The 15,005-nt window shown below is 38.0% G+C and carries 15 protein-coding genes; all 15 read left to right on the top strand.

Annotated elements, in window-relative coordinates; translation table 11 throughout:
- Nucleotides 1–474: 474 nt before the first annotated feature.
- The 15 genes from smc (at nucleotide 475) to D1839_RS02865 (ending at nucleotide 14,711) form a co-directional block, all read left to right on the top strand.
- Nucleotides 475–4,041, top strand: coding sequence for a chromosome segregation protein SMC (smc, locus tag D1839_RS02935; RefSeq protein ID WP_120378397.1), 3,567 nt, complete (start codon nucleotides 475–477; stop codon nucleotides 4,039–4,041).
- A 22-nt stretch (nucleotides 4,042–4,063) separates the two neighbouring features.
- Nucleotides 4,064–5,050, top strand: a complete 987-nt coding sequence (ftsY, locus tag D1839_RS02930) for a signal recognition particle-docking protein FtsY (protein ID WP_286164712.1) — start codon at nucleotides 4,064–4,066, stop codon at nucleotides 5,048–5,050.
- A gap of 154 nt (nucleotides 5,051–5,204) precedes the next feature.
- The gene (locus D1839_RS02925; RefSeq protein WP_120378395.1) at nucleotides 5,205–5,525 is read left to right on the top strand and encodes a putative DNA-binding protein; all 321 of its coding nucleotides are present in this window, start codon (nucleotides 5,205–5,207) and stop codon (nucleotides 5,523–5,525) included.
- Nucleotides 5,526–5,538: 13 nt separating this feature from the next.
- Complete coding sequence (gene ffh, locus D1839_RS02920) at nucleotides 5,539–6,891, top strand: signal recognition particle protein (RefSeq protein ID WP_120378394.1); 1,353 nt, start codon at nucleotides 5,539–5,541, stop codon at nucleotides 6,889–6,891.
- A 228-nt stretch (nucleotides 6,892–7,119) separates the two neighbouring features.
- Nucleotides 7,120–7,398 carry a 30S ribosomal protein S16 gene (gene rpsP / locus D1839_RS02915; RefSeq protein ID WP_050352714.1) on the top strand — a complete coding sequence of 93 codons (279 nt, stop codon included), beginning with the start codon at nucleotides 7,120–7,122 and terminating at the stop codon, nucleotides 7,396–7,398.
- Between the two features lie 9 nt (nucleotides 7,399–7,407).
- Nucleotides 7,408–7,635, top strand: coding sequence for a KH domain-containing protein (locus D1839_RS02910; RefSeq protein WP_120378393.1), 228 nt, complete (start codon nucleotides 7,408–7,410; stop codon nucleotides 7,633–7,635).
- A 470-nt stretch (nucleotides 7,636–8,105) separates the two neighbouring features.
- Nucleotides 8,106–8,495 (top strand): YlqD family protein, encoded by a 390-nt coding sequence (locus D1839_RS02905; protein WP_120378392.1) that lies wholly within the window; start codon nucleotides 8,106–8,108, stop codon nucleotides 8,493–8,495.
- Between the two features lie 11 nt (nucleotides 8,496–8,506).
- Complete coding sequence (gene rimM, locus D1839_RS02900; RefSeq protein WP_120378391.1) at nucleotides 8,507–9,022, top strand: ribosome maturation factor RimM; 516 nt, start codon at nucleotides 8,507–8,509, stop codon at nucleotides 9,020–9,022.
- Entirely contained in the window at nucleotides 9,022–9,759 is a 738-nt protein-coding gene (gene trmD, locus D1839_RS02895; RefSeq protein ID WP_120378390.1) for a tRNA (guanosine(37)-N1)-methyltransferase TrmD, read from the top strand. The genes rimM and trmD overlap by 1 nt, the downstream gene beginning before the upstream one ends.
- 126 nt (nucleotides 9,760–9,885) lie before the next feature.
- Entirely contained in the window at nucleotides 9,886–10,230 is a 345-nt protein-coding gene (gene rplS / locus D1839_RS02890; protein WP_120378389.1) for a 50S ribosomal protein L19, read from the top strand.
- 194 nt (nucleotides 10,231–10,424) lie between these two features.
- Nucleotides 10,425–11,003, top strand: a complete 579-nt coding sequence (gene lepB, locus D1839_RS02885) for a signal peptidase I (protein WP_120378388.1) — start codon at nucleotides 10,425–10,427, stop codon at nucleotides 11,001–11,003.
- Between the two features lie 10 nt (nucleotides 11,004–11,013).
- Nucleotides 11,014–11,871, top strand: coding sequence for a ribosome biogenesis GTPase YlqF (gene ylqF / locus D1839_RS02880; protein WP_120378387.1), 858 nt, complete (start codon nucleotides 11,014–11,016; stop codon nucleotides 11,869–11,871).
- 145 nt (nucleotides 11,872–12,016) lie between these two features.
- Entirely contained in the window at nucleotides 12,017–12,787 is a 771-nt protein-coding gene (locus tag D1839_RS02875) for a ribonuclease HII (protein WP_120378386.1), read from the top strand.
- A 17-nt stretch (nucleotides 12,788–12,804) separates the two neighbouring features.
- Nucleotides 12,805–14,451 (top strand): hypothetical protein, encoded by a 1,647-nt coding sequence (locus D1839_RS02870; RefSeq protein WP_120378385.1) that lies wholly within the window; start codon nucleotides 12,805–12,807, stop codon nucleotides 14,449–14,451.
- Nucleotides 14,448–14,711: an EscU/YscU/HrcU family type III secretion system export apparatus switch protein gene (locus D1839_RS02865; protein WP_120378384.1), complete on the top strand. Its 264-nt coding sequence runs from the start codon at nucleotides 14,448–14,450 to the stop codon at nucleotides 14,709–14,711. The genes D1839_RS02870 and D1839_RS02865 overlap by 4 nt, the downstream gene beginning before the upstream one ends.
- Nucleotides 14,712–15,005 lie beyond the last annotated feature (294 nt).

Below are 15,005 nucleotides of genomic sequence, written 5' to 3'. Positions count from 1 at the left end.
TCCTTTATCTCCGTTGTTACGTTGCTATACGGGAGCCTCGCGCTTTTGTTCACGCGGTTGTTCTGAAATCTGTTCCATGACGTGATGGTTCAGTTATTTTGAACTCGGTCAACTAATTTGGTTTCTTGCTTTAACATGAGAAATACTTTTAGTTCGAGCCACTATGAATAGTATAAGAAAAAGTGTTAAAGTACAAAGGCTGAGGCGTAACGAAAACAGTCAACTCTGAAGACAGATGATGTGCTGGTTTAGCAGCTAAACGGTAAAAAGCCATCTGTGCGACCCGATAGCGGGTTGCAAGAGAACACTCAATAGCTATCAAATGTGTGCGAAGTTTATATCCAGAGAGGGGTATATGTACTATCCTCCATTTCTAGATCGTTTAGATTTACGTTTGTCTCAGCTTCAAAAATTTATTAGTAGTATAGAGTATGATAGTATACATATTCTTTCATTAATTAGGAGAAATGTCGGATGTATTTGAAAAGATTAGAAAGCGTAGGCTTTAAATCGTTTGCTAAACGAATAAACGTTGATTTCGTTCCAGGGGTAACCGCGGTTGTAGGACCAAATGGAAGTGGTAAAAGTAATATAACAGACGCTATCCGTTGGGTGCTTGGTGAACAATCAGCGAAATCGCTGCGCGGCTCTAAAATGGAAGATATCATTTTTCAAGGGAGTGATACGCGTAAGCCGTTAAATGTTGCTGAAGTAACATTAGTTCTTGATAATCATGATCAACTTCTACCGTTAGATTATGATGAGGTAAGTGTAACGAGACGTGTCTATCGTTCCGGAGATAGTGAGTACTATATTAATAACCAGTCCTGTCGGTTAAAAGATATTGTCCATTTATTTATGGATTCTGGACTAGGCAGGGAAGCTTTTTCGATTATTAGTCAAGGGAAAGTAGAAGAAATACTAAGCTCTAAGGCCGAAGAAAGAAGAACCATATTTGAAGAAGCTGCAGGTGTTTTAAAATATAAACAACGAAAGAAAAAGGCAGAATATAAGCTTGCTGAAACACAAGAAAATTTAAATCGCGTGGAAGATATTATTCATGAAATTGAACAACAAATCCAACCATTGCAAGAACAAGCAGAAATAGCACGTCAATATCAGGTGTTCAAAGATCAATTAAAGGAAACAGAGATTGCCTACTTGCTAGCAGAGATTGAACGTCTTCATACAGAGTGGCAATCGTTATTAAAAGAAATAGATCAGTTGAAAGATAAACAGCAAATCGTCCAACATAAGATGGATCAAAAAGAAAAGGAGCAAGACAAGGAACGTTACACACTAGAACAAATGGATCAACAATTCGAGCAATTGCAAGCAGATTTATTAACGGTAACGCAAACGTTAGAGAAATATGAGGGAAAAAAGCAGTTGTTTCTGGAGCGTTCCAAGCACTTTTCTGAAAACAAGGCGAAGCTAGATTCCCAAAAGAATCAAACCTCTGTACGAATAGGGCAGTTACATGATGTATTTGTGCAAGAAAAGAAACATTTGGCGGATTTGCAAACAGCAAAAAAAGCAACGGAACAATCTGTTAAACAGTTACAAAGTAAGCTATGTTTAGGGGATGCGGATCTAGCTGAAAAGATAGAAGATCGGAAATCAGATTATATTGAGTGCTTAAACCAGCAAGCTGCTAAACGTAATGAAAAACAAACAGTGGAAGAACGCCTACAGCAGGTTGCTGCTATAACAGAGAAGCAATCGGAAAAATTTGCTGGACTGATTCATGATAGAGAAGAATTACAAGAAAAAGTGAAGCGGCTCACACCTGATGTTGAACTGCAAAAGCAAACATGCACCCAAAAAGAACAAAATATTCAATCCATCAAGCAATCATTAGAACGAGAGCGTCATGCTTTTCAAGAAGCTCAAACCAAATTGTATCAAGGATATCAGTATATAGAAAAAATCAAATCGAAAAAAGAAATGCTAGAGGAAATGAAAGAAGATTTTCAAGGTTTTTTTCAAGGGGTTAAAGCGGTTTTAAAAGCGAGAGAAGAAAAGAAGCTTTCTGATATCTACGGTGCGATTATTGAATTAATAGATGTGCCCAAATCATATATTACCGCCATGGAGACAGTACTCGGGGGGCAAGCACAGCATATTGTTGTAAAAGATGAGCGTTCTGCGAGGCAATCTATTTCCTGGTTGAAACAAACCAATAACGGCAGAGCAACGTTTTTGCCACTCTCTTCTATCCAAGAACGGTTTGTTCCAGATGATATAAAAAGAAAACTAATTGGCCATGCTGGTTATGTCGGAATTGCGGCTGAACTTATTCAGATAGATGCCGTTTACCGTAAAGCTATTAGCCATTTAATGGGTCATGTCGTCATTGCCAAAACACTAAAAGATGCCAATGAGCTTGCAGCTTTGTCTTTCAGACGTTACCGTATCGTTACATTGGAAGGCGATGTAGTTAACCCTGGTGGATCTATGTCTGGGGGCGCAAAGAAAAAAACGAATCAATCTCTATTTACACGTGAAAAAGAACTTGAAGAAATGACTGCAAAATTACAAGCTTTTGACACAAAAATATTGGAATTCGAAAAAAATGTCCAGCGTCAAAAACGACAAATTCAAGTTTTAGAAGAGCAGTTAAAAACAGAAGAAACAACGTTGCAAGCCGAACAAAAGCAGCTACAACAAATGCAGACCAATTTTCGTGAACTGGAAATGAAGCTACATGCTTTAAATGATCAATTACACATTTATGATCAAGATAAGCGGCAGCATATAGAGGATCGCGACGACCTAGCCAACCGTAAGCAACTTCTTGAGAAAGAGCTAATTCAGTTTAATCGGCAAGCGAAAGAAATTGAACAAGAAATTCAGGATTTAAATAAACAGCAAACGGAACTGAAAAACAATAAAGAAAAACTGCAGGAAGAATTACACCAAAAGCAAGTTTTATTGGCAGAGCAAGATGAACGGGTAAGAAATCAGCGTGAAAAAACGAAGCAAGTACAAGAACAATTCACAGAACTTCAACATGAATATGACCAATATGTAGAAGAATGGAAAAACTTAGAGGAATTTCAAGCAGCAAACGAATCAGAGGAAGAAATAGATGATACGATTAGGAAGCAATCCAGAGCGAAGCAAGAAATAACTGCTTCTCTTGAAAAAATACGTACAGAACGTACTACTCGCTCCAAACAGATTCAAGATAAAGAACAGGAGCTAAAGCTGATTCACAAGCAGTTAGATGAACTTAGACGAACTTTAAATCAAAAGGAAGTTCAGTCCAATCGAATCGATGTAGAGCTTGAGAATTTACTAAACCATTTGCAGAGTGAGTACTTGATGACATATGAAAAGGCTCAGCAAATGTACGAAAAAGCAAAAGATAAACGAGCTGCTAAAGCTTCCGTTACACAATTGAAACAGCAAATCGAACAATTAGGAACGGTAAATTTAGGAGCTATTGATGAATATGAGCGTATTAATGAGCGATATAGCTTCTTAAAAGAACAACAAACAGATCTTGTTGAAGCAAAGCAAACCCTTTACCAAGTAATCAGTGAAATGGATGAAGAAATGAAAAACCGTTTTGGTGAAACATTTTCGCAAATTAAAGAAGCATTTGCCGATGTTTTTCAGCAATTGTTTGGTGGGGGGCACGCGGAACTAAAATTGACCGATCCGAAAAACCTGCTTGATACAGGGGTGGATATTATTGCACAGCCACCAGGGAAAAAACTGCAACATCTCGGATTGTTATCAGGCGGAGAAAGGGCATTAACAGCGATTGCATTGTTGTTTGCGATTTTACGTGTTCGCCCAGTTCCGTTTTGTGTATTGGATGAAGTGGAAGCTGCGTTGGATGAAGCCAATGTAGCAAGGTTTGCCAAATATGTGAAATTGTTTAGTGAAAAGACGCAGTTTATCGTTATTACTCACCGTAAAGGTACAATGGAAGAAGCAGATGTGTTATACGGGGTAACGATGCAGGAGTCAGGTGTGTCACGGTTAGTATCCGTTCGCTTAGAAGATACAGACCAATTAGTGGAACAATAAGGAGGAATGCATAATGGGGTTTATGGATAAGTTAAAAAACAAGTTTCAAAGAAATGAAGAGCATGTGGAAGATGTATCAGAAAAGTATAAAGAAGGAATGAAAAAGAGCCGACAAACATTTTCCAGTAAGATTAACGATTTACTCGCTAGATATCGAAAAGTGGATGAAGACTTCTTTGAAGAATTGGAAGAGGTGCTAATTTCTGCTGATACTGGAGTAGCTACTGTTATGGACTTGATTGACGAATTAAAAATGGAAGTAAAGCGACAAAACATTAAAGACACGACAGAAATGAAAGATGTCATTTCTGAAAAGCTGGTAGAAATTTATTATGGTGATAATGAACAGGAAATAGAAAGTCTTTCTCTTCAGGAAGGTGAGCTTTCTATTATCTTAGTTGTTGGAGTAAACGGGGTAGGGAAAACAACCTCAATTGGTAAACTAGCTCATCAGCTTAAGCAGGAAGGAAAGAAGGTTATGCTTGCTGCTGGGGATACCTTTCGCGCTGGAGCCATTGAACAATTAGAAGTTTGGGGCGAGCGAACAGGAGTTGACGTCGTGAAACAAAATTCCGGAAGTGATCCAGCAGCTGTTATATTTGACGGGATCAAATCAGCCAAATCGAAGCAAGCCGATGTTCTGATTTGTGATACCGCTGGCAGGCTGCAAAACAAAGTGAATTTAATGAACGAACTAGCAAAAGTAAAGCGTGTAATCGAACGAGAAGTTCCTCATGCACCGCATGAAGTTTTACTTGTGTTGGATGCGACAACAGGACAAAATGCGTTAAGTCAAGCTAAAATATTTGCTGAGGCAACAAATGTAACGGGAATCGTATTAACCAAACTAGATGGAACGGCTAAAGGTGGAATTGTTTTAGCTATCCGAAATGAGTTGCAAATACCGGTTAAGTTTGTCGGTTTAGGAGAAGGTGTTCATGATTTACGCCCATTTGATGCACATGCATTTGTCTATGGTTTATTTGCTGATTTACTGGACAAAGAATAAAGGAAGTTTACTTGACACATATATTTCATTTCGTTATTCTTACTTTGTAGTCAGTAAAGTAAGTTTATCATTGTGAGAAACGCCATTTCTAACGACGTAAGCGAGACGCACGAAATACGTTTATCTAATAAATTAACGATAAGAGGTGTACAAGATGCTGGAAAAAACGACAAGAATGAATTATCTATTTGATTTTTATCAGGCATTACTTACACCTAAACAGCGAAATTATATGGAAATGTACTATTTGGAGGATTATTCGCTTGGAGAGATCTCTGAAGTATTTGATGTATCAAGGCAAGCTGTGTATGATAATATAAAGCGAACGGAACAAATGCTGGAAACGTATGAGCAAAAGCTTAGCTTATATAATAAATTTCAGCAGCGCTTTGAGCTGTTAAAGCAGCTAGAAGAAATAACTTCTGGCAACAAAGATGTGCAACAGCTCGTGATTAAATTAAAAGAATTGGATTAGGGGGACACCTTCTATGGCATTTGAAGGATTAGCTGACCGCCTGCAAAGTACGATAAAAAAAATAACTGGTAAGGGTAAGGTATCTGAGCAAGACGTAAAAGAAATGACGCGAGAAGTCCGTTTGGCCTTGCTAGAAGCTGATGTGAACTATAAAGTGGTTAAAGACCTTATCAAAAATATTAAAGAACGTGCTGTTGGTCAAGAAGTAATGGAAAGTTTAACTCCAGGACAACAGGTTATTAAAGTCGTCAAAGAAGAGCTAACGGCCCTAATGGGCGGTGAACAAAGTAAAATTGCTGTAGCTGATCGCGGTCCTACTGTAATTATGATGGTAGGCTTACAAGGAGCAGGGAAAACAACCACCTCTGGAAAGCTAGCAAACTTATTGCGCAAAAAACACAATCGTAACCCTCTACTTGTTGCCTGTGATGTTTACCGTCCGGCAGCAATTCAACAGCTGGAAACATTGGGGCGTCAGCTTGATATGGCTGTGTTTTCCATGGGGACAGAGGCAAATCCGGTTGAGATTGCCAAAAATGCGTTAGAAAAGGCAAAAGAAGACCATCATGATTATGTCATTATTGATACTGCTGGGCGTTTACATGTAGATAACGAACTGATGGGAGAATTACAACAAATTAAAGCAGAAGTTCAACCTCATGAAATTTATCTTGTTGTTGACTCCATGACTGGACAGGACGCAGTAAATGTTGCGGAAAGCTTCAATGAGCAGCTTGATATAACAGGCGTCATTTTAACGAAGCTGGATGGGGATACACGTGGTGGTGCAGCTCTTTCGATTAAAGCTGTAACTGATAAGCCAATCAAGTTCGCTGGAATGGGAGAGAAGCTTGATGAATTAGAAGCATTTCACCCTGACCGGATGGCTTCAAGGATTTTAGGCATGGGCGATGTACTATCTTTAATTGAAAAGGCACAAACCAATGTAGATGAAAAGCAAGCCAAAGAATTGGAAGAGAAAATGCGCACGATGTCATTTACTTTGGACGATTTTTTGGAGCAAATGGGACAGGTGAAAAAAATGGGTCCATTAGAAGATTTAATGGCCATGATCCCTGGGGCAAACAAAATGAAGGGGCTAAAAAACGCCCAATTTGATGAAAAGCAGCTTTCGCATGTGGAAGCAATCATAAAGTCTATGACCAAGCAAGAACGTCAAGATCCAAGCATCATGAATGCGGGCAGAAAAAAACGAGTAGCTAAAGGTTCAGGTACGAATGTGTCACAAGTAAACAGATTACTAAAGCAATTTGAAGAAATGAAGAAAATGATGAAGCAAATGACCAATATGCAAAAAGGCAAGAAAGGTAAAAAAGGAAAAGGCATGAAACTCCCATTTATGTAATAACGAGGAACTCCTTTGCCAAATGAAATGCCTTTAGCGTATAACGCTTTTTAGGAGATGATATGTATTTCGAGCTACTTTAGCACCATTTAATGGTTCTTTCTAACAATGGAATAACTCATGAAATACAATATTTTCTTTCTGTAATGGAAAAACACTTTACAGACTTTGTTTTTTCTGCTAGAATTTAAAAATGTGTTAAGTTTTTAAAGATGGAGGTGCAAGAAAATGGCAGTAAAGATTCGTTTAAAGCGTATGGGATCAAAGAGAAACCCTTTCTACCGTATTGTTGTCGCTGATTCACGTGCGCCACGTGATGGTCGTTCTATTGAACAAATCGGAACATATAACCCTGTAGTTAATCCAGTTGAAGTTAAAATAGATGAAGATAAAGCACTTGACTGGATGTCTAAAGGTGCAAAGCCTAGTGATACAGTTCGCAATCTATTCTCTAAACAAGGCATCATGAAGAAGTTCCACGAGCAAAAAAATCAAGTTGCAAAGTAGAGTGATAACATGAAAGCTCTTATTGAAACGATTGTTACATCACTTGTAGATCATCCTGAAGATGTTGTGATTAAAGAAACAGAGGAAGCAACGAAAATTGTTTATCATCTTTCTGTTCATCCTGAAGATGTCGGTAAGGTGATCGGTAAAAACGGGCGGATTGCCAAAGCAATTCGGACGGTTGTTTATGCAGCAAAGACAAATAGTAATAAACGTGTGTATTTAGATATTATGTAAAGGGAAAGGGAGAAAATAAACCCTTTCCCTTTTTACAAGATAAGAAAGTATAAAATGAGTTGCTTAGGGATAACGAAATAACCGAATCGTCACGTCCTGCGCACGAACCCAGCAACGATGCGACTTCGCGAAATCTTCCTACCTTAAGTCAACATCGGTTCGAGGTTAAGAGGAAGTCCGAGTAAAAACGGGCTTGCCGCTTAGGCGTCGGCATACTCCTGTTGCAGGAGCATGATTCCTAAAACTTTAGTTGATTCGCTCCAGTCGCTACGTTCCTAAACGGGCGCTTTGCGCCTTTGTTCAAACGTAAATGCTGCATAGAAGTAAACGAACGTTTCTTCAGATTCGTTAATACGTATTCGGAGTTCAAGGAAGAAAATAAAGAATACGTCAAGCCATTTTCAATATGTTTAGTCCCAACTAAAAAAGCTATGTTCTGTTTTAGACGTTTTGAGAGTGAGGCGATCAATATGCAAATTATCAAAAAGGTACAAATAAAACAGGTGTTAACGGAGAATAGTAAGGAAAAAATCAAAGCCAATTTTCATGATCATAAAATGCGACTTGAACAAGAGTGTCAACAGTTGTTGTTTGAGCAACGCAAATTGCAAAATAAATCCGGTTATTCAAAGCAGGAAATCGAGCATCGATTCCAACAAGAATTAAATAATCGAAAAGAAAAGATCAAACTTGCTGAGTTTAAAATAGAGCAATTGGATATGCTTGAAATCGGTAGTGAAATTGTTGAAAGGGAAGTTGAAGCTCTTGTTGAGGTTACAGAAGGATCGCAATGGAATGAAATAATGAAAGAACAGGCAATCATTGTAAAGGATAATATCGTGATACGAATTGATGAATAGCAGGTGAGATAATGACAGAGCAAATGTTTACGATAGGAAAAATAGTCAATACTCATGGGATAAAAGGGGAGGTAAAAGTGTTACGGATAACCGATTTTGACGATCGGTTTGAGGTTGGTAATGATGTCTACCTTATAAAACATGGACAAAAGCCTATTAAGATGACCATTTCCAGTCATCGAGTGCATAAGGGTTTCGATTTGCTACAATTTGAGGGCTATCAAAACATCAATGATATAATCGCTTTCAAAGGCTGCGAGCTAAAGATTCTCCACTCACAACAGACGCAATTAGCAGAACATGAATTTTATTATCATGAAATAATCGGGTGTACAATGGTTACACAGGCGGGAGAAGAAATAGGTACCATTACAGAGATTTTGTCGCCTGGAGCGAATGATGTTTGGGTAGTCGAGCGAAAAAATGGAAAAAACGCACTTATTCCGTATATTGAAGATGTAGTGATGGATGTGGATGTAGAAGCGAAGAAAGTGACCATTTCCCTAATGGAAGGGTTGTTGGACTAATGCACATCGATGTATTAACGCTCTTTCCAGAAATGTTTTCTGGGGTAATGGGATCCTCGATTTTAAAGAAAGCACAAGATAAAAATAAATTCACCTATGATCTCGTGAATTTTCGTGACTTTTCCAAAAATAAGCATCAGAAGGTGGATGACTACCCATATGGTGGGGGAGCAGGAATGGTATTAGCACCACAACCGATATTTGATGCCGTTGAAGCAGTAAAAAGTAAACGTCCTAGCCAACCGCGGATAATTTTAATGTGCCCGCAAGGAGAGACATATACACAAAAAAAAGCACAAGAATTAGCAGAAGAGGATCATCTTATCCTTATTTGTGGACATTATGAAGGTTTTGATGAACGTATACGTTCGCATGTGGTGACCGATGAAATATCGATAGGTGACTATGTTTTAACAGGTGGTGAACTAGGAGCAATGGTAGTGATGGATAGCGTTATTCGGTTGCTGCCAAATGTGCTTGGAAATGAGGAATCTGCACCTCAGGATTCTTTCTCCACTGGTCTATTAGAGCACCCACATTACACACGACCTGCTAACTTTCGAGGGATGGAAGTTCCTAAAGTTTTACTATCTGGCGACCACGCAAAAATAGAGGCGTGGAGAAAAAGACAAGCCCTTAAGCGAACGTATGAAAGGCGAAAAGACTTATTGCTTGAGAAGAATCTATCAGCAGATTTACAGGGTATGTTAAATGAGTTACAAAACGAAAAGAAGTAGTTGCAGTCTGTTCGTGTATATGGTATATTTATACTTGTGTTTAAAGTGACGTACTTTAGACTTAATCAACGATGTTCCGCTGTCATCTAGGAGATAAGAGCATTGGTTTGGAAGGAGTGAACCAGGATGCAAAAATTAATTGAAGATATTACAAAAGATCAATTACGTACGGATCATCCTGAATTTCGCGCTGGGGACACAGTGAAAGTACACGTGAAAGTTGTGGAAGGTTCCCGCGAACGTATTCAGGTATTCGAAGGTGTTGTCATTAAACGTCAAAATGGTGGAATCAGTGAAACATTTACAGTAAGAAAATTATCTTATGGCATCGGTGTGGAACGTACATTCCCTTTGCATTCTCCACGGATTGATAAAATTGAAGTTACACGTCGTGGTATTGTACGTCGTGCGAAGCTTTATTATTTACGCAACCTTCGTGGAAAAGCAGCTCGTATTAAAGAACGCCGTTAATCGAATACATGACAGAGCATGTTAGGGAAAGGAGCTTGGCAATATGCACAAGCTCCTTTTTTAAATGTTGAGAAAATATAATATTTTGACGACTATATTTGGAGGCTGTTTGAAAAAGGGAAATGGTGATATAGCAATGTATGGAAGATGAAACATTTTAATGAGCAAATTTGTTAAATTGGGAGGGCGAGCAATTGACAGAGCAAGCAAAAAAAAAGAAATCTAACAAAGCGTGGCTGGATTGGTTAAAAGCAATTTTGATTGCTTTTAGTTTGGCTTTTATCGTTCGAACGTTTCTGTTTGCTCCCGTTGTTGTGGAGGGACCATCAATGTTGCCTACACTACATAATGGAGACCAATTGATCGTTAATAAATTTATCTATGACATAAAAAAACCGGAGCGCTTTGACATTGTTGTTTTTCACGCTTCTACAGAAAAAGATTTTATCAAACGTATTATCGGCTTACCTGGGGAGCATGTTGAAGTAAAGGATAATATATTGTACATTAATGGAGAAGAAGTAGAACAAAATTATTTAAAAGCTAAACAAGGAATTCAGACAGAATTACCCATATACACTAATGATTTCATATTAGAAGACCTACCAGGAAACTACCAAAAGATTCCCAAAAATTATGTGCTTGTTTTGGGTGATAATCGAGAAAACTCAACGGATAGTCGTGTATTGGGTTTGGTGTCAATGGATCAAATTGTAGGTAAAACGAGTTTGCTCTATTGGCCAATTGAACGTATGCAATTAATAAGAAAGTAGGGTTTTGATTATGACGATCCAATGGTTTCCGGGGCATATGGCGAAAGCAAAGCGGGAAGTAGAGGAAAAGCTTAAGCTTGTTGACTTTGTTATCGAGTTGGTAGATGCTCGCGCGCCTCTATCCTCCCAAAATCCCATGTTGCAGCAAGTTATCCAACAAAAGCCAAAAATGATTGTAATGATGAAAAAAGATTTAGCTGATCAACAAGTAACCGAACAATGGGTTGATTATTTTCAGCGGCAGAATATCTCAGCTATTGCCATTAATGTAAATGAGCGTAATGATATTCAAGCTGTTATACAATTAGCGAAAGAACAGACTAGAAAAAAAATGGAAAAATTAAAAGCGAAAGGAATTCAACCTCGCGCAGCTCGTGCGGTTATTGTTGGAATCCCAAATGTTGGTAAATCCACCCTTATCAATCGTTTCGCAAATAAAAAAATCGCTAAAACAGGTAATAAGCCGGGTGTCACAAAACAGCAACAGTGGATTAAAGTGAAAAAGGATTTTGAATTACTGGATACTCCTGGGATATTATGGCCGAAGTTTGAAGATGAAGAAGTGGGCTATCGATTAGCGGCTATTGGAACAATTAAAGATCAATTACTTTCGATGCAGGACGTTGTTGCATTTGCTATTCGCTATATGCAAATTCATTATCCGGAAAATTTGGAGAAACGTTACCACATTGGTAACGAGCTGCAAGATATGTGGGATATTTTTGTTTATATAGGTAAACAACGTGGGGCATTGCAAAGTGGAGGCAAGGTCGATTTTTCAAAAGTCTCCGAAATCGTTATTCAAGATTTACGTTCAGGTAAACTTGGTAAAATATCTTTGGAAGCACCAGAAACAGAAGTATTTTAAATAAAGGAATAAAAATAGCAAAACAGGGGACATGCATCTTCGGATGGGTGTCTTGTTATTTGGAGATTTATTTTTTTAGCTGTATATCTCTCTTGGAATTTATGATATGAATAATTTGGTCGATAAAAGAAGAGGAAGGGTAAAAATGCACAAGGAGTCTATAAGTGAACTAAACAAATTGTTTCAGGCGGGTCAATTTGATGAAGAGCTGCTCGCAAGCTTACGGTCTGATGAGCGAAAAGGGGTTCAGCAATTAATAGCAAAATATGAAAAACAACAGTTGAAATTACAAGCATTCCAGCAACGTCACGCTGAGATGACTATCTATGAACAATCCTGCTATAAAAAAGGAATGACATATATCGCTGGTGTTGACGAAGCAGGAAGAGGACCTCTTGCTGGTCCTGTTGTAGCTGCGGCAGTTATTTTACCTTCTGACTTTCTATTGCTAGGATTAGATGATTCTAAACGATTAACGGAAGTCAAACGAAATGATTTTTTTCATTACATAAAAGAGCACGCTATAAGTTATGGGATTTCAATGGTTGAAAGTGAAATAATAGATCAAATGAATATATTGGAAGCTACAAAATACGCCATGCAAGAAGCAATTGGTAAGCTAGAACCTGTTCCAGAGCATATATTGATTGATGCGGTCGAATTGGAGCAACTAGCATTATCAACGGAAGCAATTACGAAAGGAGATGCAAAAAGCATTTCCATTGCAGCGGCAAGTGTATTAGCAAAAGTGACAAGAGATCAATATATGAAACAATTACATAGGCAATATCCCATGTATGAATTTGCTTCCAATATGGGATATGGTACAGAACAGCATTTAAAAAAATTGCAGGAATACGGAGTTTGCCCACAGCATCGCCGTTCATTTGCACCTGTAAAACAAATGATTTACTAATGAGGGGGGGAGTAGTTTTGCGTATTCAACAGTTAAAAGAGATTTTGCAGCTGAAAAAAACCGTATTTCCCCAACTGCAACAACTAAAAAAGGGTCAAATAATTCAAGGGAAAATCCTAAAAATATACCCACAAGATAAAGCGCAAATACAATTAGGAGGTTTAAAACTGATAGCCCAGCTGCAAGCTCCTTTAACAGCTGGGCTGCATTATCATTTTCAAATCATGCAGGCAGATGAGATATTTAAGTTAAAAGTGTTAGGCAACCAAATGCATGAAAATGCAGCCGCTGGGGCTAAACACTTGTTAAATCAGCTTTCTTTTAAGGAATCACCGCATCAAGTTGCTTTTATTCAACAATTGATGGAAGAACAAGTGCCTTTTAAAAGGCAGCAGCTCCAACAAGCTTTTCAGTTTATGTCAGCGCATAAAAATAAACTAGATCTTATTCCGATTATAAAAGAGATGGTCATACATGAATTACCCATAAATGAACAGACATTTCAAGCTCTACATGTACAAAAAAACAATCAACTTGCTGCCCAACTACAAAAACTTTCCCATATGTTAGCCCAACATATGGAGAATACACCGTTACAACAGCAATTAAGCGACCTGCTAGAGCCATCTGCAGAAAACGTGGCTAAAAGTCAACAACACATATATCAACTGCTTATTGGAAAAAACAAACAGCTGTTGCCTCTTATTCAAGCGTTGGGAGGGAACCATGATATTACGTCTTTGCCAACATTAAAAATACTAGAGCATTTTATACACCATCATCAGGAAACGATGCAGCATGCCAATCAAATTTTGAAAAAATGGGAAAGTAAACTGCTATTAGCAGCTGCCAATCAGTTTACGCTTTCTGAAGCTGAGGTATCACAATTAAAACAGGATACGATAGCGACCTTCCCAACTCTGATATCAGATAAAAATGATCAGGCAATTGATTTTGGTCGTTTGTTAGTCCAACTTCGATCTTTGCAAAAGCCACAAACATATCAGCAATTAGAACGCTTTATTACTTTATCACAAACATATGTATTGGCAGAGCCCAAAAAGCAATGGCTTGAATTAGTGAGACAACATTTGCAATTTTCCGGTATTTCGCATGAATACAAATTAGCTAAGGATGAGACGCCTCCTGTAACGTTAAAAAGTCAGTTAATTCTTGCTTTACAGCAAACAGACGGTGCTTTAAAAGAACGAATACAGCAAGTACTCCATCATTTAAATGGCGTACAAATATCGTCTGTGCAGGATTCACAGAATGGATTCTTGCAAGCTTATTTACAAATTCCAGCTATAAAGCTAGGATTACCTAATGATATGGAATTAAAGTTTGAAGGGAAAAAATTGCGTACGGGCAAATTAGATCCAGACCATTGTCGGATTGTGTTCTATTTAGAATTAACAAACATGAAAGAAACCGTGGTGGATATGCACGTCCAAAATCGAAACGTTAGTATTACCGTTTTCAATGATCATAAAGCATTACGAAGTTTATCAATGAAATTACAACCTTTATTGAGAAAAGGGTTAAGAGAAATGAATTATCATTTATCGTCTATTTCTTTTATAACCTTACATGAAGAAGAAAAGAAGAAAAGCATAACGAGTTCTAATGCACAGGTTTATCAGGGGGTTGATTTTCGAATATGAATCAAAATCAAAGGAAAGCAGCAGCCTTACGTTATCATGAAGCCCATCATACTGCTCCTGTAGTTACCGCTTCAGGAAAAGGGAAACTTGCAGATGATATTATCGAAACAGCAAAAGAAAACAATATTCCTATTTTAGAAGATGCCTCTCTAGTGGAGTTGTTAGCGCAATTAAACATTAATGAAACCATTCCAGAAGAGCTATATGAGGCAGTTGCAGAAGTATTTGCGTTTATATATCGTACGGATCAGCAATTCTAAAATAAGTTCGGGTAGTATGATAAACAAACCTATAACCATTTACACTGGTTCAATTGAATAGTAGCACTGTGGCTAACATCGTTGTTTGTTTCCACTTACTTGAACGAAGAAAGTTAATTCGCACAGGATACGTTGTAATATTCTGGTGCTGTTTTTTATAAGATACAAAAATGAGGTGCTTGGAGATAACGAAATAACCGATTAGGCACGTCCAGCTCGATCGTCAGAACCGAGGCGACTTTAGAAAATGCGCCCTACAATAAGTTATCATCGGTTAGTCATTTAGAGGAAGGT

This window comes from Roseburia sp. 1XD42-34, assembly GCF_009917385.1.
GTDB lineage: Bacteria > Bacillota > Bacilli > Bacillales > Amphibacillaceae > Virgibacillus.
The sequence above is the reverse complement of the archived record's forward strand: the minus strand, read 5'-3'. Positions and strand labels throughout refer to the sequence as shown.

Bases quoted from the DNA above. Each gene is read 5' to 3' on its own strand.
- trmD (WP_120378390.1), top strand. From the start codon at position 9,022: ATGCACATCGATGTATTAACGCTCTTTCCAGAAATGTTTTCTGGGGTA.
- D1839_RS02910 (WP_120378393.1), top strand. From the start codon at position 7,408: ATGAAAGCTCTTATTGAAACGATTGTTACATCACTTGTAGATCATCCT.
- D1839_RS02875 (WP_120378386.1), top strand. From the start codon at position 12,017: ATGCACAAGGAGTCTATAAGTGAACTAAACAAATTGTTTCAGGCGGGT.
- D1839_RS02925 (WP_120378395.1), top strand. From the start codon at position 5,205: ATGCTGGAAAAAACGACAAGAATGAATTATCTATTTGATTTTTATCAG.
- ylqF (WP_120378387.1), top strand. From the start codon at position 11,014: ATGACGATCCAATGGTTTCCGGGGCATATGGCGAAAGCAAAGCGGGAA.
- ffh (WP_120378394.1), top strand. From the start codon at position 5,539: ATGGCATTTGAAGGATTAGCTGACCGCCTGCAAAGTACGATAAAAAAA.
- D1839_RS02905 (WP_120378392.1), top strand. From the start codon at position 8,106: ATGCAAATTATCAAAAAGGTACAAATAAAACAGGTGTTAACGGAGAAT.
- D1839_RS02865 (WP_120378384.1), top strand. From the start codon at position 14,448: ATGAATCAAAATCAAAGGAAAGCAGCAGCCTTACGTTATCATGAAGCC.
- rimM (WP_120378391.1), top strand. From the start codon at position 8,507: ATGACAGAGCAAATGTTTACGATAGGAAAAATAGTCAATACTCATGGG.
- rpsP (WP_050352714.1), top strand. From the start codon at position 7,120: ATGGCAGTAAAGATTCGTTTAAAGCGTATGGGATCAAAGAGAAACCCT.
- rplS (WP_120378389.1), top strand. From the start codon at position 9,886: ATGCAAAAATTAATTGAAGATATTACAAAAGATCAATTACGTACGGAT.
- smc (WP_120378397.1), top strand. From the start codon at position 475: ATGTATTTGAAAAGATTAGAAAGCGTAGGCTTTAAATCGTTTGCTAAA.
- ftsY (WP_286164712.1), top strand. From the start codon at position 4,064: ATGGATAAGTTAAAAAACAAGTTTCAAAGAAATGAAGAGCATGTGGAA.